Source organism: Kingella kingae ATCC 23330 (assembly GCF_900111845.1).
GTDB classification, from domain to species: domain Bacteria; phylum Pseudomonadota; class Gammaproteobacteria; order Burkholderiales; family Neisseriaceae; genus Kingella; species Kingella kingae.
Genome location: NZ_FOJK01000001.1, coordinates 1 through 20,485 on the forward strand (window position 1 = coordinate 1; position 20,485 = coordinate 20,485).

The 20,485-nt window shown below is 49.4% G+C and carries 24 protein-coding genes; 11 read left to right on the forward strand and 13 right to left on the reverse strand.

Annotated features, from left to right (window positions below; genetic code table 11):
- Positions 1–112 precede the first annotated feature (112 nt).
- The 3 genes from BQ5809_RS00005 to BQ5809_RS00015 are packed head-to-tail and all read right to left on the reverse strand — an operon-like array spanning position 113 to position 1,481.
- The gene (locus BQ5809_RS00005) at positions 113–316 is read right to left on the reverse strand and encodes a hypothetical protein (protein ID WP_143452378.1); all 204 of its coding nucleotides are present in this window, start codon (positions 314–316) and stop codon (positions 113–115) included.
- A gap of 3 nt (positions 317–319) precedes the next feature.
- Positions 320–529 carry a hypothetical protein gene (locus tag BQ5809_RS00010; protein WP_003787072.1) on the reverse strand — a complete coding sequence of 70 codons (210 nt, stop codon included), beginning with the start codon at positions 527–529 and terminating at the stop codon, positions 320–322.
- A 22-nt stretch (positions 530–551) separates the two neighbouring features.
- Positions 552–1,481 carry an AraC family transcriptional regulator gene (locus tag BQ5809_RS00015; RefSeq protein WP_003787070.1) on the reverse strand — a complete coding sequence of 310 codons (930 nt, stop codon included), beginning with the start codon at positions 1,479–1,481 and terminating at the stop codon, positions 552–554.
- Positions 1,482–1,618: 137 nt separating this feature from the next.
- Here BQ5809_RS00015 and BQ5809_RS00020 point away from each other — a divergent pair, with 137 nt between their 5' ends.
- Complete coding sequence (locus BQ5809_RS00020; RefSeq protein ID WP_032827729.1) at positions 1,619–1,954, forward strand: carboxymuconolactone decarboxylase family protein; 336 nt, start codon at positions 1,619–1,621, stop codon at positions 1,952–1,954.
- Between the two features lie 15 nt (positions 1,955–1,969).
- Complete coding sequence (locus tag BQ5809_RS00025; RefSeq protein ID WP_197712484.1) at positions 1,970–2,341, forward strand: rhodanese-like domain-containing protein; 372 nt, start codon at positions 1,970–1,972, stop codon at positions 2,339–2,341.
- A 35-nt stretch (positions 2,342–2,376) separates the two neighbouring features.
- On the opposite strand, the gene BQ5809_RS00030 is transcribed toward BQ5809_RS00025, so the two are convergent.
- From BQ5809_RS00030 to BQ5809_RS00055, 6 genes are all read right to left on the reverse strand, one after another.
- On the reverse strand, positions 2,377–2,997 hold the full coding sequence (locus tag BQ5809_RS00030) for a phosphoribosylanthranilate isomerase (protein WP_032827728.1): 621 nt from the start codon (positions 2,995–2,997) through the stop codon (positions 2,377–2,379).
- 89 nt (positions 2,998–3,086) lie between these two features.
- Positions 3,087–4,307, reverse strand: coding sequence for an aspartate kinase (locus tag BQ5809_RS00035; RefSeq protein WP_003787063.1), 1,221 nt, complete (start codon positions 4,305–4,307; stop codon positions 3,087–3,089).
- A gap of 293 nt (positions 4,308–4,600) precedes the next feature.
- Positions 4,601–8,206: a bifunctional proline dehydrogenase/L-glutamate gamma-semialdehyde dehydrogenase PutA gene (putA, locus tag BQ5809_RS00040; protein WP_003787062.1), complete on the reverse strand. Its 3,606-nt coding sequence runs from the start codon at positions 8,204–8,206 to the stop codon at positions 4,601–4,603.
- Positions 8,207–8,323: 117 nt separating this feature from the next.
- Positions 8,324–8,977, reverse strand: a complete 654-nt coding sequence (locus tag BQ5809_RS00045; RefSeq protein ID WP_003787059.1) for a methyltransferase domain-containing protein — start codon at positions 8,975–8,977, stop codon at positions 8,324–8,326.
- Positions 8,978–9,070: 93 nt separating this feature from the next.
- Positions 9,071–9,757, reverse strand: a complete 687-nt coding sequence (locus tag BQ5809_RS00050) for a Bax inhibitor-1 family protein (protein WP_003787055.1) — start codon at positions 9,755–9,757, stop codon at positions 9,071–9,073.
- Between the two features lie 102 nt (positions 9,758–9,859).
- Positions 9,860–12,139, reverse strand: a complete 2,280-nt coding sequence (locus tag BQ5809_RS00055; protein WP_003787053.1) for an NADP-dependent malic enzyme — start codon at positions 12,137–12,139, stop codon at positions 9,860–9,862.
- Between the two features lie 24 nt (positions 12,140–12,163).
- On the opposite strand from BQ5809_RS00055, the gene BQ5809_RS00060 reads away from it, so the two are divergent.
- The 4 genes from BQ5809_RS00060 to apbC all read left to right on the forward strand — a co-directional run bounded on the left by BQ5809_RS00060 (position 12,164) and on the right by apbC (position 14,850).
- A complete protein-coding gene (locus tag BQ5809_RS00060; RefSeq protein WP_003787050.1) occupies positions 12,164–12,646 on the forward strand; it encodes a hypothetical protein in 483 nt (160 codons plus the stop codon).
- A gap of 18 nt (positions 12,647–12,664) precedes the next feature.
- Positions 12,665–13,123: a dUTP diphosphatase gene (gene dut / locus BQ5809_RS00065; RefSeq protein WP_003787047.1), complete on the forward strand. Its 459-nt coding sequence runs from the start codon at positions 12,665–12,667 to the stop codon at positions 13,121–13,123.
- The gene (locus BQ5809_RS00070; RefSeq protein WP_003787046.1) at positions 13,123–13,719 is read left to right on the forward strand and encodes a 5-formyltetrahydrofolate cyclo-ligase; all 597 of its coding nucleotides are present in this window, start codon (positions 13,123–13,125) and stop codon (positions 13,717–13,719) included. Before dut ends, BQ5809_RS00070 begins: the two co-directional genes overlap by 1 nt.
- A gap of 78 nt (positions 13,720–13,797) precedes the next feature.
- Complete coding sequence (gene apbC, locus BQ5809_RS00075) at positions 13,798–14,850, forward strand: iron-sulfur cluster carrier protein ApbC (RefSeq protein WP_032827727.1); 1,053 nt, start codon at positions 13,798–13,800, stop codon at positions 14,848–14,850.
- A gap of 74 nt (positions 14,851–14,924) precedes the next feature.
- Here the strand turns inward: apbC and fdx are convergent, their stop codons facing one another.
- The 3 genes from fdx to BQ5809_RS00090 are packed head-to-tail and all read right to left on the reverse strand — an operon-like array spanning position 14,925 to position 16,367.
- Positions 14,925–15,263 (reverse strand): ISC system 2Fe-2S type ferredoxin, encoded by a 339-nt coding sequence (fdx, locus tag BQ5809_RS00080; protein WP_003787042.1) that lies wholly within the window; start codon positions 15,261–15,263, stop codon positions 14,925–14,927.
- Between the two features lie 60 nt (positions 15,264–15,323).
- Entirely contained in the window at positions 15,324–15,869 is a 546-nt protein-coding gene (locus BQ5809_RS00085; protein WP_003787040.1) for a tetratricopeptide repeat protein, read from the reverse strand.
- Between the two features lie 15 nt (positions 15,870–15,884).
- Complete coding sequence (locus tag BQ5809_RS00090; RefSeq protein WP_003787038.1) at positions 15,885–16,367, reverse strand: aminoacyl-tRNA deacylase; 483 nt, start codon at positions 16,365–16,367, stop codon at positions 15,885–15,887.
- Positions 16,368–16,478: 111 nt separating this feature from the next.
- Between BQ5809_RS00090 and BQ5809_RS00095 the strand changes: the two genes are divergently transcribed.
- The 5 genes from BQ5809_RS00095 (at position 16,479) to BQ5809_RS00115 (ending at position 20,017) form a co-directional block, all read left to right on the forward strand.
- On the forward strand, positions 16,479–16,949 hold the full coding sequence (locus BQ5809_RS00095) for an LPS-assembly lipoprotein LptE (RefSeq protein ID WP_111694443.1): 471 nt from the start codon (positions 16,479–16,481) through the stop codon (positions 16,947–16,949).
- Positions 16,950–16,951: 2 nt separating this feature from the next.
- Positions 16,952–17,962, forward strand: a complete 1,011-nt coding sequence (gene holA, locus BQ5809_RS00100; protein WP_003787034.1) for a DNA polymerase III subunit delta — start codon at positions 16,952–16,954, stop codon at positions 17,960–17,962.
- A 41-nt stretch (positions 17,963–18,003) separates the two neighbouring features.
- Positions 18,004–18,414 (forward strand): magnesium transporter, encoded by a 411-nt coding sequence (locus BQ5809_RS00105; RefSeq protein WP_003787032.1) that lies wholly within the window; start codon positions 18,004–18,006, stop codon positions 18,412–18,414.
- Between the two features lie 70 nt (positions 18,415–18,484).
- Positions 18,485–19,333 (forward strand): diaminopimelate epimerase, encoded by an 849-nt coding sequence (dapF, locus tag BQ5809_RS00110; RefSeq protein WP_003787030.1) that lies wholly within the window; start codon positions 18,485–18,487, stop codon positions 19,331–19,333.
- Positions 19,334–19,411: 78 nt separating this feature from the next.
- Positions 19,412–20,017: a hypothetical protein gene (locus BQ5809_RS00115; protein WP_003787028.1), complete on the forward strand. Its 606-nt coding sequence runs from the start codon at positions 19,412–19,414 to the stop codon at positions 20,015–20,017.
- A 56-nt stretch (positions 20,018–20,073) separates the two neighbouring features.
- Here the strand turns inward: BQ5809_RS00115 and BQ5809_RS00120 are convergent, their stop codons facing one another.
- Complete coding sequence (locus BQ5809_RS00120; RefSeq protein ID WP_003787026.1) at positions 20,074–20,442, reverse strand: HU family DNA-binding protein; 369 nt, start codon at positions 20,440–20,442, stop codon at positions 20,074–20,076.
- Positions 20,443–20,485: the final 43 nt, after the last annotated feature.

Genomic DNA, 20,485 nt, shown 5'->3' on the forward strand with positions numbered 1-20,485 from the left:
AAAAATGCGAAAAGCGGACGATGTTGTCCGCTTTGTTTTTTTGTTTCACTGTGTGAAATGGCGTTGCAGTTTTTAATCCCACTTTGTTTTGAATTGTCCCGTTTTATCCTGTTTATCTTGCTTGGGTATTTATATTGGTGGGGTTCACGTTGTCGCCATAAGCATTTTGTATCAACGCCAAGCCTGCAATGCCCAAATTGCTGCGAAACACGCCCTGCACAAACACGCCTTTATCGGCAAGATTGGGGACAAAACGTCGCGCAAACCATTCGGCAAGCAAAAATAGCGCAAACGTACACAGCAAGCCTGCCGCCACCAATCACCCTTGTTGCGAAAAATCCAACGGCTTGCCTAACAAATTGATAAACAACAATAAAGTCAAACCAAACTGAAACACCAAAGCCGATGCTTGACTACAAAATTCGTGAGAAATCGTTTTTTTGATGCGTAACACCTTGCCCAAACACAGCAACAAAATATTCGGCAAAGTCACACCCAGCGCAAAAACCAAAGCAGTAAAAAAAGTCATCAAAAGCAGCCTGCAAAATCAATTAGGAAAGTGCGCCCACCGCCTGTTTACGATATTGCCCAGGCGTGCAACCATAGTGTTTCTTAAACGCCTTGCCAAAATGCGTTTCCGATTGAAACCCCACCGCCAACGCCACCGACAGCACCGCATCTTGGCTTTGGCGCAACAAATATGCCCCTTTTTGCAAGCGCATCATATTGACAAAAGCGTGCGGGCTGGTTTGCATTTGCGCCTTGAACAAACGCATCAACTGGGCGCGAGACACATGTGCGATTTGCGTCATGTCTTCCACCGACCACGTTTGTTCGGGCGCATGGCTTACCGCTTGCACCACCGCACGTAACCGCTTATCACGCCACGCATTGATGATGCCACTCACAGGCGCATCGGCTTCATTTTGCAGCAAATATTGTCGCAACAACGCCAACAACAGCACTTGCGATAGCGCGTTCACCGTTGTGATAGAACCCAGTTGTTTTTGGGCGACTTCGTGTTGCAGTAACGCCACAATCGGCTGCAAAATCGCATCGGGCATAGACAGCATCAAGCAATCGGGCAAACTTTGCATGATTTCGGCTTGCTGGTCATAGACAAAAGTCGCGCAAAATAAGTGCAGGCTGCTTTTGCCGTCAAACTGCGTTTGGTTGAGCAAAAACACGCCGTCTGTTTGTGAATCGGGCACATCGCCATCGTTTTGGCAACTGGAATCGTGGCTCAAAATATGCGCAGTGGCTCGCGGAAAAAACAGCACATCGCCTGCTTGCACATAACGCGCTTCGGTTTCGCCATCAACCCAAACATAGCCTGAACCCTGCGTGGCAATATGCGCTACCGCCTGCATTTGCTGCTCGCTGGGCTGGTGCTGCACATGCCAACGCCCCTGAAATCGGCATTCAATATTCACGCTACCCGAGCATTGCGCCAGCGTGAGCCATTTGTCTAAAATATCCATTTTTGACCATTTTTTGATACGATTATTGCATTATACCTGAAAAAAAGTTGCAATAATACGCGCCATAAAAGCAAACGTAATTTGTTTTTATGGATTACATAATCCGCGTTTTATTTATCACACAAAGGAAAAATACCATGTTCAAAGATTGGAAAGAACACACCGCCCACGTTAAAAAATCATTTGGCAACTTGGGCAAAAATCACCCCAAAATGTTGCAAGCCTATGGCTCGCTGGAAACCGCTGCGGCTGCCGAAGCCTTGGATGAAAAAACACGCGAATTGATTGCGATTGCAGTGGCGATTACCACGCGCTGCGAAAGCTGCATTAGCGTTCACGCCGAAAAAGCGATTAAAGCAGGCGCAACCGAAAGCGAAATTGCAGGCGCATTGGCAACGGCTATTTCACTTAACGCGGGGGCGGCGTATACTTACGCCTTACGCGCTCTTGAAGCCGTTGAAACACAGAGATAATTTGTTATAAGGACTTTGATAGTGAAAAAATTAGTTAGCACTTTGTTGATGGCAGCCGCATTAGTAGCCCCAGTGGCAAGCCAAGCCGCACAACCGAACAGCGCAACCCAAACCGTGCAAACGCCACGCGCCAAAGGCATTTGGATTGATGTCCGCACGGCAGAAGAATTCCAGCAAGGGCATTTGCAAGGCGCGCACAACATTCCTGTTGATGCGATTACCGCGCAAATCGCCAAAGTTGAGCCAAACAAAAACGCGCCTGTGAATTTGTATTGCCGTAGCGGTCGCCGTGCTGAAGTGGCGTTGCAAGAATTGCGTAAAATGGGCTACACCAATGTAACCAATTACGGCGGTTATCAAGATTTGCTGGCAAAAGGCATTCGTTGATTGGTTTGATGAAATGTGCAGGCTGCTTTTGATGCTTACAAAGCAGCCTGCACTTTTTGCATAAACCGCGTCATCTTTTCCAGCGATTTAACCCCAGCCGCACTTTCCACACCGCTGGACACATCAACCGCGATGGCACCTGTTTGCTGCACGGCAATGTCCACGTTGTCCGCCGTCAAGCCACCCGATAAAATCCAATGTTGATTCAAATCTTTGGGCAACAAATCCCAATCAAACGTATGCCCCGTCCCACCATACGCGCCTTCCACAAACGCATCAAACAACACCGCACGCGCATCGGCAAATTGGGTGCAGGCTGCTTCAATATCCGCCACACTTTGCACGCGCACCGCTTTTAAATAGGGGCGATGAAATTGACGGCAAAATTCGGGCGACTCATCGCCATGAAATTGCAAAATATCAATCGGCACTTGCGCCAAAATCTTCCGAATTTGCTCGGCAGATTCATTGACAAACAACGCCACCACACTCATAAACGGCGGCAACGCACGCACAATTTCCTGCGCCTGCGTCACCGAAACCGCGCGTTTGCTGCCTGCAAAAAACACCAAGCCAATCGCATCAACGCCTAGTTGCGCGGCGGCAATCGCGTCTTGCGCTCGGGTTAAACCACAGATTTTTGTATAGATTTTCATATTATTTGTTGATTGAATATCGCGGTTATAAAGCAAAACACGTTCCAAGCAGCCTACACCGCTTAAAACGTGTTCTCTATCAACTTGGATTATTTATCCAAACCAAATTCCTTGTGCAACACACGAGTCGCCAATTCCATGTATTTTTCATCAATCAAAACAGATACTTTAATTTCAGAAGTAGAAATCATCTGAATGTTGATGCTGTCGGCTGCCAGTGCGCGGAACATTTGCGAAGCTACGCCAACGTGTGAACGCATACCCAAGCCCACGATAGACACTTTGCACACCGTATCATCGCCACTCACTTCGGCTGCACCAATCGTGTCTTTCAGATTGTTCAGCAATTCCAAAGTGGGCTTGTAGTCGCCGCGTGGTACGGTAAACGAAAAGTCGGTTGTGTCCGCGCTACCCACATTTTGGATAATCATGTCCACGTCAATGTTCGCATCGGCAACCGCGCCCAAGATTTGGTAGGCAATGCCTGGTTTGTCGGGTACGCCACGCACATTGATACGCGCTTGGTTTTTGTCAAAGGCGATGCCTGATACAACTGCTCTTTCCATGTTTTGGTCTTCCTCAAAAGTGATTAATGTGCCGTCGCCGCCCTCTTGCAGGCTGCTTAATACGCGCAAACGAACTTTGTATTTGCCTGCAAATTCCACCGAACGGATTTGTAAAACTTTGCTGCCCAAGCTCGCCAATTCCAACATTTCTTCAAATGTAATCGTGTCCATGCGTTTGGCTTCGGGAACAACGCGCGGGTCAGTGGTGTAAACGCCGTCCACGTCGGTGTAGATTTGGCACTCGTCCGCTTTTAACGCCGCCGCCAATGCCACTGCCGATGTATCCGAACCGCCACGACCCAGCGTAGAAATATCGCCATTGCTGCTAATACCTTGGAAGCCTGCCACAATCACGACGCGACCTGCTTTCAAATCCGCCAACATTTTGTCGCCGTCAATGTCTTCAATACGCGCTTTGGTGTGCGCCGTGTCGGTTTTTACCGCTACTTGCCAGCCTGTATAGCTTTTTGCATCTACGCCGATGTTTTTCAACGCCATTGCCAGCAAACCGATGGTTACTTGCTCGCCAGTCGCCAGCACCACGTCTAATTCGCGTGGGTCTGGGAACTCTTGCATTTCGTGCGCCAACGCCACCAAACGGTTGGTTTCGCCGCTCATTGCTGACACGACCACTACCACATCATGTCCTTCATCACGCGCTTTTTTCACGCGATTGGCGACATTTTTAATTCGTTCAGCCGAACCGACTGATGTGCCACCATATTTTTGTACAATCAAAGCCATCGCTGTTTCCTGTTCTATACAGTTTTAAAGGGGAAAAAACGGTGCAGATTATAGCAATAAAAAAGCAGCCTGCACATTTGTATCGCACACTAATGCTGTCTTTTATGCTTTGTCTGCTTTACTCTGCTTTATAGTGGATTAAATTTAGATTAGTACAGCGTTGCCAACTCCCTTATGTACTAGGTGTACACGGTGGTCGTTGTCGCCTTGTCCTAATCTAAATTTAATCCACTATATTTAACAAAGCAGCCTGCACTTTACCAACAAAGTGCAGGCTGCTTTTTATTTCAAAACTACGCTTCTGCCATCGCCATCAAGCTCGCATTGCCGCCTGCTGCGGTTGTGTTGGTGCTGCACGAAATTTCTTCATACAAAGGCAACACGTCCACGCCTGCGCTCGCGTCAATGATGCGAATAATCGCGCTATTGCGTTGCGCCAACTCGGCTTTGAGTGCGGCGCTGGGTACGTCCAAGGCAACCAAATGGGTAACGTGTGGCTCTTGTTCGGGATACGCACTCACTTTGATGAGCGAGCCTGCCAGCGTGGCGATTTGGCTCAATGGGTGCGATTGCGCTACCACCACTTGTGCGCCTGTTGCGGCAATACGAACAAAGGCTTCCAACGCGCTTTTGAGCGTGCCGCCTTCCACATAAACCTGTTTGGGCGCGCGCCAAGTCAATTCGTTGCGCTCGCCTGTTACGCTTTTGAGCAGCGCGGTCGCGTTGTTGAGCGTGTGCATACGCGATTCGCCCAACACACCGCCCAGTTTCACTTTTTCGGCGTGTGAAATAGACAGCGATTGAATCATGTTTTCCAGTGTGTTCAAGCAGCCTGCATCGGGTTTACCTGCTTGCTGCACGTTGGGCAACGTCCACGCTTTGCCGCGACTGAGTTTTTGCAGATAGAACGAACCGCCTGCTTTCGGGCCTGTGCCAGACAAACCATGTCCGCCAAATGGCTGTACGCCCACCACCGCGCCAACAATATTGCGGTTCACATACACATTGCCTGCCTCAATGTTTTCTTGCACAAATTCCACCGTGCGCCCAATGCGGCTGTGAATGCCGTGTGTCAGCGCGTAGCCTTTGTTATTGATTTGTTTGATTAAATCGCCCAATTCGTTGGCATGATAGCGCACAACGTGTAGCACAGGCCCAAACACTTCGCGTTGCAGTTGGTCTAGGTTGTCCAACTCAAACAAAATCGGCGTAATAAAGGTGGCGTTGCCTGATTGTGCAGGCTGCTTCGCTTCGTGATAGCGTTTTGCCACACCTTTCATTTTGTCAATGTGCGCTTGCAAAGCAGCCTGCGCTTCGGCATCAATCACAGGCCCGATGTCGGTGTGCAATTCCAGCGGATTGCCCACGCGCAATTCGTCCATTGCGCCTTTAATCATGCTAACCATGTGGTCGGCAACGTCTTCTTGTACGCACAAAATCCGCAATGCCGAACAACGCTGACCTGCGCTGTCAAATGCGGAATTGAGTACATCGGCGCACACTTGTTCGGCAAGCGCGGTACTGTCCACAATCATCGCGTTTTGTCCGCCTGTTTCTGCAATCAACACAGGCAAATCATTACGCGCCGCCAGCGTTTGGTTGATTAAACGCGCTACTTCGGTTGAGCCTGTAAAAATCACGCCTGCAATATCGCTGTGTTGCGTTAAAGCCGCGCCCACATTACCTGCGCCCAACACAAGTTGCAACACGTTTTGTGGCACGCCTGCTTGGTGCATCAACTGCACAGCGCGATAGGCGATTAAACTGGTTTGCTCGGCTGGTTTGGCAACGACTGTGTTGCCCACCGCCAACGCTGCCACCACTTCGCCTGTAAAAATCGCCAATGGGAAGTTCCATGGGCTAATCGCCACCACCGTGCCAATGGCGGCGCGTTCGGCGCAAGTGCTTTCGCATTCATCGGCATAATAACGGCAAAAATCCACTGCTTCGCGCACTTCGGCAATCGCGTTGTTGAGCGTTTTGCCTGCTTCACGCACCGCCAACATCATCAATTCGGGCGTGTGTTGTTCGTATAAATCGGCAATTTGACGCAAAATCGCAGCGCGTTGTGCAGGCTGCTTGCTTGCCCAGTCGGTTTGCGCTTGTTGTGCCGTTGCGATGATTTTACCGACTTCGGTTGCAGGCACAAACGCCACTTTGCCCACCACATCATCGTGATTGGCTGGATTCAAAACCGCTTGTTCGGCTTGATGTTGCAGGCTGCTTGGGCTTAACGATTGCGCTTGCCAGTTTTGCGCGGCGGCAACATTCAAAGCAGCCTGCAATTCATTCAACACATTTTCGTTAGACAAATCCCAGCCTTGCGAATTGGCACGACTCTCGCCATACAAATCGCGTGGCAATGGCAACACCGCATTCGGTTTGCCGCCTGTTTTTTGCGCCGCGTCAATCGGACATTGCAACAAGCTGTCAATGCTGATGTTTTCGTCTACAATTTGATTCACAAACGATGAGTTCGCGCCATTTTCAAGCAGCCTGCGAACCAAGTATGCCAACAAGGTTTCGTGCGTGCCAACAGGCGCATACACGCGCACACGGCGACCCAGATTTTGTGCGCCAACCACTTGGTCGTACAGCGTTTCGCCCATGCCGTGCAAGCATTGATGCTCCCATTCTTTGTTTGCGCCAAATTGATAAATCATCGCCAGTGTGTAGGCATTGTGCGTGGCGAACTGCGGATACACCGCGTCTTGCGCGTCCAACAGTTTACGCGCACACGCCAAATAGCTCACATCGGTATGCACTTTGCGCGTGTAAACAGGATAGTCGTCCAAGCCGTCCACCTGCGCCCATTTGATTTCGCTGTCCCAATACGCGCCTTTTACCAAGCGAATCATCAATTTTTGCTTGTTTCTACGCGCCAAGTCCACCAAATAATCAATCACAAACGGACAGCGTTTTTGATACGCCTGAACCACAAAGCCAATGCCGTGATAGCCCGCCAAATCGGGGTCGGACACCAAAGCTTCCATTAAATCCAACGACAATTCCAATCGGTTGGCTTCTTCCGCGTCAATGTTCAAGCCGATGTTGTATTGCTTTGCCAACAAAAAGAGCTGTTTCAAACGCGGCAACAATTCGGTCATCACACGCTCGTGTTGGGCGCGCGCATAACGCGGATGAATGGCAGACAGCTTAACCGAAATGCCGTTGCCGTCATAAATGCCTGCGTTGTTCGCGTCTTTGCCAATCGCGTGAATGGCGTTGACATAATCTTGATAATAGCGTTGCGCGTCCGCTTCGGTCATTGCCGCTTCGCCCAGCATATCAAACGAAAAACGATAGCCGATTTTTTCGCGCTCTTTGCCGTTTGCCAACGCTTCTTCAATGGTTTGACCTGTTACAAATTGTTTGCCCAGCATACGCATGGCGGCATCGACACCAGCACGAATCAAGGGCGCACCGCCTTTGCCCAGCAAGCGACTTAAACTGCCCGACAAGGCTTCTTCGTTGGGCGCGGTTTGGGTCAGCTTGCCTGTAATCAACAAGCCCCAAGCCGCCGCGTTCACAAACATAGACGGACTGCGCCCCAAATGGCTTTTCCAGTCGCCGTCCGATAATTTGTCTTGAATCAGCTTGTTGCGCGTTTCGTTGTCGGGAATACGGAGCAGGGCTTCGGCAAGACACATCAACGCCACGCCTTCTTCGCTAGACAGCGTAAATTCTTGCATGAGCGCATCTACGCCGCTGGCTTTGCTGCGGTCGGCGCGCACTTTGGACACAAGCGAACGCGCTAACTGGTATGCCGCTTGTTTTTCGGCATCGGACACATTGGCGCGTGTAATCATATCGGTAACGGCTTCAACTTCATCGCGGCGATAAGCAGCGGTGATGGCTTGGCGCAAGGGGTTGGTTTGAATTTGGGCAAAATTGAACATAGTGGTTCCTTGTGTTGGGACAATGTTGCGTTAAAAATAGTTAGCAAAAACGAGGCTATCTTAACGCAAATTGACTGTTTTGACAAAGGGGAGGGAATAAAAGTGCAGGCTGCTTTTTCAATCCGCAATCTGTTTGGCAACCGCATACGGCATTTCTCCGTCCCATTGTTCCGCATACTCTTGATTGGGGCGCTGCACCGTTTGTTTGGTCAAGTGAAAGCCATAAGCCGCAGCAATCGGGCTGGCAATGCGATTTTCGTGTTCATACCACGCCCACGAAAACAAATCGTATCGCCACGACAGCACAGGCAAGCAATGGAAATAACATTCGGCAACACAATTCCAGCCAATATTTTGGGCGATGCGTTGCACGTCCAAAGCAGCCTGCACATTGGCGTTGTCGGGTGCAGGCTGCTTTTTGTGCCACATAAAATGCGGACAGCAACCAAACAGAAACAACGAACCTTGTGGCGCAACCACTTGCCAACATTGTTGCAGCCAATACGCCAAATCGGCGGTGCTGGTGTGGCTGTGCAACGAGATGATGCGGTCAAAACTGGCTTCGCGCCACGGCAAGCTATTGGGTTCGGCTAATACATCGGCAGGGGCTTGCGTGGCTTGCACAAGCGTGCAGGCTGCTTGAAATTGCCAATTGGCGCAACGATGCGATTCGCCTGTTAGCAAGATGCGTTCTGCGCGATGTTGTGTGCCGATTTTTTGCGCCCATTGTTGTTCACAAAGTAGCAAATCTTGGGGGATTGTGGCGGACATGGCGGTTCTCCCAATAATGTCGTGATGACAAAAATAACACAAAAAAAGCAGCCTGCACATCAAACCGAGTGCAGGCTGCTTTGTTTGAGCGATTTAGTCTTCGCCAGCGAATGACAACAACAAACGCAACAAGCTAGTAAACAAATTGTACAGCGAAATGTAAATCGTCAAAGCCGCGCTAATGTGACTGTCTTCGCCGCCTTCCAATACATTGCGGATTTGCCACATAATCATTAACGAGCTAAACACCACAAACACGCCAGAAATCGTCAGCGACAACACAGGCATTTGCAAGAACAGATTTGCCACCACGGCAATCATCAACACAATGCCACCCATTGCCAAAAAGCGACCCAGCGCATTGGTATTGAAGTTACCATGACGCGCCAAAGCCGACATGGTAAAGAAAATGCCTGCGGTCATGGCAGCGGCAACACCCACCAATTTCGCGCCATTGGCAAACATACCGCTGTATGTCAACAACGGGCCCAGCAACACACCCATGCCAAAAGTGAACACCATCAGCAATACCACGCCTGTTTGGTTGTAGCGGTTTTTTTCAATTAAAAAACACATGCCATAGAAAAAGGCAAACATCATGCCAATCATAATCCATTGGTTGCCCAACATAGTAAGCAGATTAACCGCCATGCTCAAAAATGCGCCTGCTGCGGTAGGCAAAAACGACCACGCCAGCAAGCCATAGGTTTTTTGCAGCAAGACTTCTTGTTGTGATTGTCCAACCGATTGGGTAGTGAAATTATCCATTTGATTGTGCATATTAAAACTCCTTATGCGATAGGTTAAAAGAAAAACAACATTTGTAATATGTGCAGGTTGCTTTTAAATAATCCAAAGCAGCCTGCACTTTGGGTTTACCGCTTATTTAGACTGCGCGTCCACCGCCGCAATCGCCACCATATTCACAATACGGCGCACGGTAGAAATCGACGTCACCATGTGAACAGGTTTGTTCAAGCCCATTAAGATTGGACCAACTGTAATGCCATTGGTTGCATTCACGCGCATTAAATTGTAGCTGATGTTCGCCGCTTCCACGTTTGGCATCACCAACAAATTCGCCGTGCCTGTCAAAGTGGTTTCGGGGAAGATTTGCTTGCGCAGTTTTTCGTCCAACGCCACGTCAGCTTGCATTTCGCCGTCAATTTCCAATTCTGGGTCAAGTTCGCGGATTAGCTGCAAGGTAACTTGCATTTTGGTTGCGTCTTTGTCTACGTGCGAGCCGTAGTTAGAATTAGACACCAACGCCACTTTTGGCTGAATACCAAAACGCTTGATTTCACGCGCGCACATCAACGTGCCTTGCGCCAGTTGTTCGGCGGTCGGGTCGTGAATCACATAAGTGTCGGCGATAAAGAAATTGCCTTTGTTGGAAATCAACGCATTCATCGCAAACGCATTGTTTTCAGGATTGTTGTAGCCAATCACGTCTTCATACACTTTGAAGTGGTCGCGGAAACGACCCACTGCGCCAGCCACCATACCATCGGCATGACCCAAGCGAACCATAGTCGCACCAATCAAAGTTTGGTTTGCCATCATGCGGCGACGTGCCATTTCTTCGGTAACGCCTTTGCGTTTTTGCAAATCGTAATACGTTTTCCAGCATTCTTCGTAATACGGATTGTCCACCAAATCAATCAAATCAAAATCTTTGCCTGCTTGAATGGTTAAACCTTGCGCTTCCAAGCGTTGCTCAATCACATCGCGGCGACCAATCAACACAGGATACGCCAATTTTTGCGATACGATTTGTTGCGCGGCGTGCAAAATGCGCTCGTCTTCGCCTTCTGCCAACACAATGCGCTTGATGTCTTTTTTCGCTTGGGCAAACACAGGGCGCATAAACAAATTGGTTTTGTAGATTTGTTGATTGAGTTTTTCAACATACGCTTCCATGTTGGTAATCGGGCGCGTTGCCACGCCAGAATCCATAGCAGCCTGCGCGACTGCGGGTGCGATTTTGGCAATCAAACGTGGGTCAAATGGTTTTGGAATCAAATATTCCGCTCCAAATTTCAATTCTTCGCCACCGTATGCGCCTGCCACCACGTCATTGGATTCTGCCAATGCCAAGTCTGCAATCGCACGAACCGTTGCCAATTTCATTTCTTCGTTAATCGTGGTTGCACCCACGTCCAACGCGCCACGGAAAATGAATGGGAAGCACAATACATTGTTGACTTGGTTCGGGAAGTCGGAACGACCTGTGCCAATAATCACATCAGGACGTGCGGCTTTGGCTTCTGGTGGCCAGATTTCGGGTTGCGGGTTCGCCAAAGCAAACACCAACGGCTTGTCGTTCATTTGTTGCAACATTTCGGGTTTCAACACATTTGCGCTAGACAAGCCCAAGAAAATATCTTTGCCAGCCACCGCATCGCCCAACACGCGCTGACCGTTGTCGGCAATCGCATAGCGTACTTTGCTTTCGTCCATGCGGTCGCGGTCTTCGCGTGTTTGATAAATCACGCCTTTGGAGTCGCAAACGGTCATGTTTTCGCGTTTCATGCCCAATGCCACTAGCAAGTCCAAGCAAGCAATCGCTGCTGCACCTGCACCTGAACACACCAATTTTACATCGGCAATGTCTTTGCCAATAAAGCGCAAGCCGTTCAATACAGCGGCAGCGGTAATGATTGCCGTGCCGTGTTGGTCGTCATGGAACACGGGGATTTTGCAGCGTTCGCGCAATTTTTTCTCGATATAGAAGCACTCTGGGGCTTTGATGTCTTCCAAGTTAATGCCGCCAAAAGTCGGTTCTAGCGATGCGATGATGTCCACCAATTTATCGGGGTCGGTTTCGTTTACTTCGATATCAAACACATCAATGTCGGCGAATTTTTTGAACAATACGCCTTTGCCTTCCATCACAGGTTTGCTGGCCTCTGGGCCAATGTTGCCCAAACCCAAAACTGCTGTGCCGTTGGAAATCACCGCAACCAAATTGCCACGCGCGGTGTATTTGTATGATTTAAGTGGGTCGGCATGAATTTCCATGCACGGTGCAGCCACACCTGGCGAATACGCCAACGACAAATCGTATTGCGTTGCCAAAGGTTTGGTTGGTGCAACTTGGATTTTGCCTGGCATTGGGAATTCGTGAAAATGCAATGCCGCTTCTTTTAAATGTTCGTCCATGAGTAACTCTCTGTATGGTGTTGAATGGGGTTTAACAAAAAAATTGCAGGCGATTGTACTATAAAAATGCAGGCTGCTGTGATGCGAAAATCGTATAGCAGCCATGCAAAATGCGGTATGATGCGCGTTTTTAAATTGCAGGCTGCTTTTGTTATGCTCCACCAATTGCTATCCCACAAAATAACCATGCCCGATTATCGCGACACGATTGCCCGTTTTGCCCAATCGTTTTCCGCGCCCGAACACGCTTTGTTGTGCGACATTTTGCAGCAATTTGAGTTTGACCCCATGCAAGAACAAGCCTTGGTGCAAGCCGTTATCCAGCAAAACCGCTTTGACCCTAACGCAGGACATTTGGGCGATGACTGGGACGATGACGAAGACAGCGCGGCATTTTGCGCTCATTGCATCAACCCACCGCCACCGCCGTTGCGCGATTATTTTATGTGGCGCGAAAAAACGTCCAAGCAGCCTGCACCAAGCAATCCATTCCCTTTTCCTGTTTGATTTTAAAGGACTTATATCATGAACAATCGTCCCAAAGTACAACTTAAAATCGTGCGCCACGAAATCGCCGCCCAGTTGCCCGAATACGCCACCACAGGCAGCGCAGGCTTGGATTTACGCGCTTGTTTGGACGCGCCCAAAATCGTGCAAGCAGGCGAAACGGTGCTAATTCCAACAGGCATCGCCATTTATTTGAATGACTCGAATTTAGCCGCCATATTGTTGCCACGCTCTGGCTTGGGACACAAGCACGGCATCGTGTTGGGCAACTTGGTTGGTTTGATTGATTCAGACTACCAAGGCGAATTGATGGTATCGGTGTGGAACAGAAGCAGCAATCCGTTCACGATTGAGCCGTTTGAACGCATCGCGCAAATGGTTATCGTGCCAGTGGTGCAGGCTGCTTTTGAATTAGTGGACGACTTCGTTGCTAGCGAACGCGGCGAAGGCGGCTTTGGCAGCACAGGACGCGCTTGATGATTGCCACCGACAAACGCACGCTGCGCCGACAACTGCGTCAAACGCGGCAAAAAATTCCGCCAGCCGAACGCCAGCGCGCCCAAGCAGCCTGCAATCGCCAGCTCAAACGCTTTGCGCTGCGTGGCAAACGCATTGCCGTGTATTGGGCAATGGGCAGCGAATTGCGTTTGGACGATTGGGTTCGCAGCGCACAAAAACGCGGCGCAAAAGTGTATTTGCCGTATATTGAACCGCACAGTTTGCGTTTGTGGTTTACGCCGTATCCCCAAACCAATCAACGCGCCGAACGCAAACGCGGCAAAAGCAGCCTGCACGTTCCGCAATTTGTGGGCGACAAAATTCGCGCGAATTGGTTGCACAGCATGGTTATCCCGATTGTCGGCATAGACCAACACGGCACGCGCTTGGGGCAGGGCGGCGGTTATTATGATTACACGATTGCCGCGTGCAGTCGCCGTCCGCACTTGATTGCGGCTGGTTTTGCTTGCCAACAAGTCGCGCAGTTGCCCACCGAATCGCACGATATTCAAGTGGATTATTTTGTAAACGAAAAAGGTGTGTGGCGTTTTAATCGTCCAAATCAACAAAAATAACAAGGTTTTTTGTGCTTGCTGCACAAAGCAGATAACTTTATCCTGCACGCATTTCACATCACACAAAAGGAAAACATCATGCACGAACAGCTCATTAACCATTTTGTGATTCCGCACACCACGCGCACGATTGGTAGCGAAAAAGCGTTGGTATCGGTACAAGAGCGTGAAAGCAGCCTGTACATTACGCTGTCGTTTGGCTTCCCAGCGCAACATTTGGCGCAGGAATTGCAACAACAAATCGCCGCCGCCACAGGCAAAAGTGTGGAGCTAAACATTCGCCAAAACATTGTCGCGCACAAAGTGCAGGCTGGTATCGCCACGATGAAAGGCGTGAAAAACATCATCGCCGTGGCATCAGGCAAAGGCGGCGTGGGCAAATCCACCACCACCGCCAATTTGGCAACGGCAATGGCAAAAATGGGCGCACGAGTGGGCGTGCTAGATGCCGATTTATACGGCCCGAGCCAGCCGACTATGCTGGGCGTACCTAGCCAGCAGCCCAAACAAGAAAACGGAAAATTTATCCCTGTTCGCAATGCAGACGACATTCAAGTGATGTCTATCGGCTTTTTGATTGACCCAGACCAAGCCGTTGTGTGGCGCGGCCCGATGGTGTCGCAAGCCTTGCAGCAGCTCTTATTCCAAAGCGAGTGGGACGATGTGGATTATTTGTTTGTGGACTTACCGCCTGGCACGGGCGACATTCAGCTCACGTTGTCGCAAAAAATTCCTGTAACAGGCGCGGTTGTGGTGACCACGCCGCAAGACATCGCCCTGATTGACGCGCGAAAAGCGGTTGATATGTTCCAAAAAGTCAATATCCCGATTATGGGCGTGCTGGAAAATATGTCGCTTCATGTGTGCAGCAACTGCGGTTTTCACGAGCCGATTTTTGGCACGGAAGGCGGCAAAGATTTGGCAAGCAAATTGAACGTGCCATTGTTGGGACAACTGCCTTTGTCGCTGCCGATTCGCGTGGCAATGGACGCTGGACAAGCAGGCAGCCTGCACGAGCAGCACGATACAATTGCAGCAATTTATCAGCAAGCCGCATTGGATATTGCGCTGACGATTGCCGATAAAGGGCGCGATTTTAGTGGTAAGTTTCCGAAGATTGTGGTTCAGTAATTGATGTAAACAAAAAAGCAGCCTGCACTTTAAATCAACAAAGTGCAGGCTGCTTTTTACGTTTTTTTAATCAATCAATGCTCACGCGCATGGTTAATGGTGTATTTCGGAATTTCCACAATCAAATCTTCGTCTGCCACCACCGCTTGACAGCTCAAACGCGATTCAGCTTCCAAGCCCCATGCTTGGTCTAGCAAATCTTCTTCCAATTCGGTTGGTTCAACCAAGCTGTCGTAGCCTTGTCGCACAATTACATGGCAAGTGGTGCAAGCGCACGATTTTTCGCAAGCGTGGTCGATGTCAATATCGTGTTGCAATAAAACATCGCAAATGGTTTCGCCTTGTGGCGCGGCTTCAATGATTTTGCCTTCGGGGCAGAGTTCTGCGTGGGGCAGAATGGTTATTTTTGGCATGATGTGTGTTCTCTATATAATCAAAATGGCGAATTGTAGCGCAAAAAAGTGCAGGCTGCTTTATTTATTCCTGTCAAATTCCGCTTTAAGCTGCTGCATAGTATGCGCCGCGCTTTCATGCCCCTGTTCGGCTGCTTGGCGATACCATTCAATCGCTGTGTCAATATTGCGCTCCACGCCCGTGCCTGTGGCGTAACGCGCTGCCAAATTATTTTGCGCTTCGGCGTGTCCTTGCTTTGCCGCCAGCGTGTACCAATACACGGCGCGTTCGTATTGTTGCTGGTCGCTGTGCAGCAAACCCGCCATAAATTGCGCTTCGGCATTGCCTTGTGCCGCCGCTTTTTCATACCACATCAAGGCTTGGGCGATGTCGGCTTTTGTGCCTAAACCGTCTTGATACAATACTGCTAAATTGTGCTGTGCGGTCGCGTCTCCCTGTTCGGCAAGCGGCAATAATAATTTGTGTACCGTGGCAAAGTCTTCGCGTTGATAAGCGGCAACGGCTTGGGCGTAAATCGCATCGTTGGCAGAAGGTGCAGGCTGCTTTTGTGCGAACGCGCTGCTAGCCGCCAAAAACATCAATCCAACATAAAAAGTCTTCAACATCATCATTTCCTTGATTTATTCGGCAACCACGTCCACCCACACAGGCGACAACGATTGCAAATCTTGTGGCGTAATTGCCACTAAAAAACCGCGTTTGCCGCCGTTGATGTAAATGCGTGGCAAATCCAAAATACTGCGTTGGGCATACACAGGCAGCGGTGTTTTGCAGCCAAATGGCGATGTGCCGCCCACCAAGTAACCTGACCATTTATTTGCTTGTTCGGGTTGGGCTGGCTCGATGTGTTTCATGCCCAATTCGCGTGCCAAGTTGCGCGTAGAAATTTGCTTGTCGCCATGCATTAGGCAGATTAAGCCTTGTTTTTTCTCGTTGATTAAAATAATGGTTTTAATGATAGCGTGTTCTGGCACATGGAGCGATTGCGCCGAATGCGCCGTGCCACCGTGTTCTACATAATCATACAAATGCGGTTCAAACGCGATGTTGTGAGCGCGAAGAAAACGAATCGCAGCAGTAATCGGATAATTGGGTTTGGACATAGCAAAGCAGCCTGCATCTAAAAAAGAACAATATTGTAGCGCAATTTTTTACTTTTCTTAACTGTGCAGCTATAATGCGATGCTTATTTTTATCGGCTGATGAGCATCAATATGAAAAGCAAAATTATGGCAATGGGCGCGACTTTGTTGCTGGCAGCTTGCGGTTTCCACCTAAAAGGCACGTTGCCACAAAATGCCTTGGTGGTTAAAGAATGGCGCGTACAAGGCGGTGGCATTCAAGCCGAATTGCAGGCAGAATTACAACGCGCCGCTGCCAGCGTCAATCCACAAGCCAGCGCGGAAGTGCACGTGTTGAGCGTGGACAGTAAACGCGACATCGCCACCATTACCCGCGCCGCCAAATTGAACGAATATTTGTACTCGCTGCACGTGGTGGCACAAGCCTATCGCAACGGCAAAGCGTGGGGCGAGCCGATGACCGTAACCGTTAGCCGCAACATGACATACAGCGACAGCGAAGTCTTGGGCAAGGAAAGCGAAGAATTGGCTTTGTGGCGCGATATTCGTACCGATGCCGCATCGCAAATCGTGCGCCGATTGGGCTTTTTGCCGAAAGAATAAACATGGCAGAATTAAGCTGGAAAATGCTAGAAAGCAGCCTGCAACGTCCTTTATCGCCTTTATACCTAATCCACGGCGAAGAAGAATTGTTGCGCTTGGAAGCCGTTGATGCTATTCGCGCTGCCGCCAAACAGCAGCAATATCTCAACCGCGAAGTCTATACGGTAGATTCAGCCAACTTTGATTGGCAACCTTTGCTCGCCGAAGCCAACAGCGTCAGTTTGTTTGCTAGTCAAAAACTGCTGGAAATTCATATCCCAAACGGCAAAGTAGGCAAACAAGGCGGCGATGCCTTGCAGCAGTTGGCGCAACAGTTGCCAGCCGACACGGTGGTGTTACTGGTGTTGCCCAAGCTAGACAAAATGCAAACTCAATCCAAATGGTTTACCGCGTTGGCAAAAAATGGCATGGTGCTAGAAGCCAAGCCGATTGTCGGCAACTCCTTACCAGCATGGATACGCGAACGCCTAGCCGCGCAAGGTTTGGATATTGATGCCGATGCGCTGCAACTGTTTACCGAACGCGTAGAAGGAAACCTGCTCGCCGCCAAGCAAGAAATAGAAAAACTGGGTTTGCTGTATGCACAAGGTCATGTGTTGAGCTTGGACGATGTGCAGGCTGCTATTGCCAACGTGGCGCGATTTGATGTGTTTGATTTATCGTCTGCATGGCTGGGCGGCGACACTAAACGCGTGGTGCGCCTGCTCGAAGGTTTGGAAGCAGAAGGCGATGAACCCGTGTTGGCATTGTGGTCAGTTGCGGAAGACATCAGAACGGTAATCCGCTTGTCTGCCGCGCTTAAACAAGGCAAAACCGCGCAGCAAGTTCGTAACGAATTGCGTTTGTGGGGCGACAAGCAAACACTCATGCCCAAAGCCGCTGCACGATTATCGGTTGCCCAGCTCATCAACAGTTTACAAGAATGCGCGAAAATTGACCGCCAAATCAAAGGCGCGGAATCGGGCGATGCATGGGCGAGTTTTCGGCACTTGGTCATGACATTGGCGCACTAATTTTTTTGATTTATGTTTCAGTAATACAATAAGGAAAACAAATGGATAAACAACGTATGGTTTTGATTTGGGTTATCATGGCAACCGTGATTGGTTTTATTGCCTATTTATTTGGCGCGTCGTGGTGGCTGTCTATCATTATTGGCATTGTGCTGGTTGCCGCGATTGTCGGTGGCGCAACAGGCACGGTGTATTGGAAACAGAAAAAGCTGGTGGAACACGCCGCCAAGTTTAATATTGACTTGAAAAACGGCAAAATTCACCCAGCCGATTTGCGCCGTATGTATTTTACAGGCGGACAAGCGCGTAAAGATGCCTTGTATATTGCCAGCCAAGCGATGAAATGCTCGGTGGTGGAAGCCGAAAAACGATTGAGCGAGCGCGTCAGTAAGCAAGCCGCCAATCAAGAAATGGCAAAACATCAGCCCAAATTCCGCGGTCGTCCGCGTTAATTGGTATGATTTAAAGTGCAGGCTGCTTTTCTACTCAAAGCAGCCTGCAATCGCATAGAAAGGAATCGCAATGACAAACTTAAAATTCAGCAAAATGCATGGTTTGGGCAACGATTTTATGGTGATTGATGCCATCAACCAAACTTTTGAACCACGCGCCGAACAAATCGCGCAATGGGCAAACCGCTACACAGGCATTGGCTTTGACCAGTTGCTCGTGGTAGAAAAAGCGCAAAGCGATGACGTAGATTTTCGCTATCGCATTTTCAACGCAGACGGCGGCGAAGTAGAACAATGTGGCAATGGTGCACGTTGCTTCGTCAAATTTGTTACCGAGCAAGGTTTAACCGACAAACCCGAAATTGTGGTGGAAACTGCGCGTGGCATCATCAAACCGCGTTTAAACGATGATGGTTTGGTAACCGTAAACATGGGTCAGCCGCGTTTTGCGCCCGATGACGTGCCGTTTGTGTTGCGTTCTGGCGAAAAAGCTGATGACAAAACCTTTATTGTGGTCAATGGTATAGACAGCGCGGAAATGTCGCTGGTGAGCATGGGTAACCCCCATGCCGTGATGTTGGTGGGCGATGTGGCAACCGCGCCTGTGGAAAATTGGGGCAACGCATTGCAAAATCACGCTCGCTTTCCTGCGCGTGTAAATGTGGGCTTTATGCAAATTGTGGACGCACAACACATTAAATTGCGTGTGTTTGAACGCGGTTCGGGCGAAACCCAAGCTTGTGGCACGGGCGCGTGTGCAGCGGTGGTGTCGGGCGTGCGTTTGAGCTTGCTGACAGCAGGCGAGCCAATCCGCGTGAGCCTACCTGGTGGCGATTTGTACATTAGCTGGCAAGACGGCGGCGATGTGATGATGACAGGCCCTGCGGTTACAGTATTTACAGGTGAAATTGCGGTTTAAATCAACTTGAACAAGTGCAGGCTGCTTTTACTACGAACACTCGTAAAAAAGCAGCCTGCAAATTTGTATAGGAACAAAATGGATTGGAATATATGGCTGATTGGCGTGTTGGTGCTGGCGTTTGCTTTTCACGCGATACGGCACGGTGCGCTGCAATGGCTGTGGTTTAGCGTGGCGATTTGGCTTGCGCTAGGCTTGTTTTCGGCACAATTTTTACCGCGCGTATTGGGCATTACCCACACCGCCAATCTTTATTTAGCGCATTTTTATGTGTTTGTTGGCAGCATCTTTTTTTGGCTGAATTCGGTTCGCAAGCTGCCCGATGAACACCGCCAAACGCCACTCTATCAAGGGCAAACAGGCGCGTTTTTAACCCTGCTGGCATTGGCAAGTTTGGTCATGCACTTGGCATTTGTCTTATGTGTGTTTTTGGTATGGTGGTGGCACCCCAATGCGCTCACGCCATTTTTATCGCCTGCCTTGCTGGAATTGTATGGCACACCATGGCTGTGGTGGACGTTTACCGCGTTTATTATGGACATTTTTTGGCTACACCGCAGTTGGTTGAATAAACAAGATGCCGCGTGTTTTAGCGCAACTCAATTACATATTGGTTTTTGGTTGGCATTCATACTGCAAGCGATGTTTGTAGCCGTAGCAGTATCAAGAACTTTAAATGGATAAAAAAGCAGCCTGCACATTCAAATCAAATGTGCAGGCTGCTTTTTTAGTTTAACTGCTTATTTTTTCTTTTTAGCAGCAGGTTGTTCTGCAACCAAAACATCTTTCAACGCTTTACCTGGTGTGAATTTAGGCACACGCGCAGCAGGGATAGTAATCGCTTCTTTGGTTTTTGGATTCAAGCCTTGACGTTCTGCACGGTCAGCCACTTTGAATGTACCAAAGCCTACCAATGTGATTGAATCGCCAGTTTTCAAGGTGTTTTTAACCACTTCGGTAAATGCGTCCAATGCTTTGCTTGCATCGGTTTTGGTCAAACCAGATTCTGTTGCAATCGCATCAATCAATTCAGATTTATTCATAATTTTGCCTCTCAAAAAAGGGGGGGATAAGGGTTCAATATCAGCAAACGCCCGATAATCGGGCATTTGCAGCCATATCAATCTATGGCAGATTTATAGCAAGTGAGTT

Coding starts and splice junctions, on each gene's coding strand:
- BQ5809_RS00010 (WP_003787072.1), bottom strand. CDS start 529: ATGACTTTTTTTACTGCTTTGGTTTTTGCGCTGGGTGTGACTTTGCCG.
- BQ5809_RS00015 (WP_003787070.1), bottom strand. CDS start 1,481: ATGGATATTTTAGACAAATGGCTCACGCTGGCGCAATGCTCGGGTAGC.
- BQ5809_RS00020 (WP_032827729.1), top strand. CDS start 1,619: ATGTTCAAAGATTGGAAAGAACACACCGCCCACGTTAAAAAATCATTT.
- BQ5809_RS00030 (WP_032827728.1), bottom strand. CDS start 2,997: ATGAAAATCTATACAAAAATCTGTGGTTTAACCCGAGCGCAAGACGCG.
- BQ5809_RS00035 (WP_003787063.1), bottom strand. CDS start 4,307: ATGGCTTTGATTGTACAAAAATATGGTGGCACATCAGTCGGTTCGGCT.
- putA (WP_003787062.1), bottom strand. CDS start 8,206: ATGTTCAATTTTGCCCAAATTCAAACCAACCCCTTGCGCCAAGCCATC.
- BQ5809_RS00045 (WP_003787059.1), bottom strand. CDS start 8,977: ATGTCCGCCACAATCCCCCAAGATTTGCTACTTTGTGAACAACAATGG.
- BQ5809_RS00050 (WP_003787055.1), bottom strand. CDS start 9,757: ATGCACAATCAAATGGATAATTTCACTACCCAATCGGTTGGACAATCA.
- BQ5809_RS00055 (WP_003787053.1), bottom strand. CDS start 12,139: ATGGACGAACATTTAAAAGAAGCGGCATTGCATTTTCACGAATTCCCA.
- BQ5809_RS00060 (WP_003787050.1), top strand. CDS start 12,164: ATGGGGTTTAACAAAAAAATTGCAGGCGATTGTACTATAAAAATGCAG.
- dut (WP_003787047.1), top strand. CDS start 12,665: ATGAACAATCGTCCCAAAGTACAACTTAAAATCGTGCGCCACGAAATC.
- BQ5809_RS00070 (WP_003787046.1), top strand. CDS start 13,123: ATGATTGCCACCGACAAACGCACGCTGCGCCGACAACTGCGTCAAACG.
- apbC (WP_032827727.1), top strand. CDS start 13,798: ATGCACGAACAGCTCATTAACCATTTTGTGATTCCGCACACCACGCGC.
- fdx (WP_003787042.1), bottom strand. CDS start 15,263: ATGCCAAAAATAACCATTCTGCCCCACGCAGAACTCTGCCCCGAAGGC.
- BQ5809_RS00085 (WP_003787040.1), bottom strand. CDS start 15,869: ATGTTGAAGACTTTTTATGTTGGATTGATGTTTTTGGCGGCTAGCAGC.
- BQ5809_RS00090 (WP_003787038.1), bottom strand. CDS start 16,367: ATGTCCAAACCCAATTATCCGATTACTGCTGCGATTCGTTTTCTTCGC.
- BQ5809_RS00095 (WP_111694443.1), top strand. CDS start 16,479: ATGAAAAGCAAAATTATGGCAATGGGCGCGACTTTGTTGCTGGCAGCT.
- holA (WP_003787034.1), top strand. CDS start 16,952: ATGGCAGAATTAAGCTGGAAAATGCTAGAAAGCAGCCTGCAACGTCCT.
- BQ5809_RS00105 (WP_003787032.1), top strand. CDS start 18,004: ATGGATAAACAACGTATGGTTTTGATTTGGGTTATCATGGCAACCGTG.
- dapF (WP_003787030.1), top strand. CDS start 18,485: ATGACAAACTTAAAATTCAGCAAAATGCATGGTTTGGGCAACGATTTT.
- BQ5809_RS00115 (WP_003787028.1), top strand. CDS start 19,412: ATGGATTGGAATATATGGCTGATTGGCGTGTTGGTGCTGGCGTTTGCT.
- BQ5809_RS00120 (WP_003787026.1), bottom strand. CDS start 20,442: ATGCCCGATTATCGGGCGTTTGCTGATATTGAACCCTTATCCCCCCCT.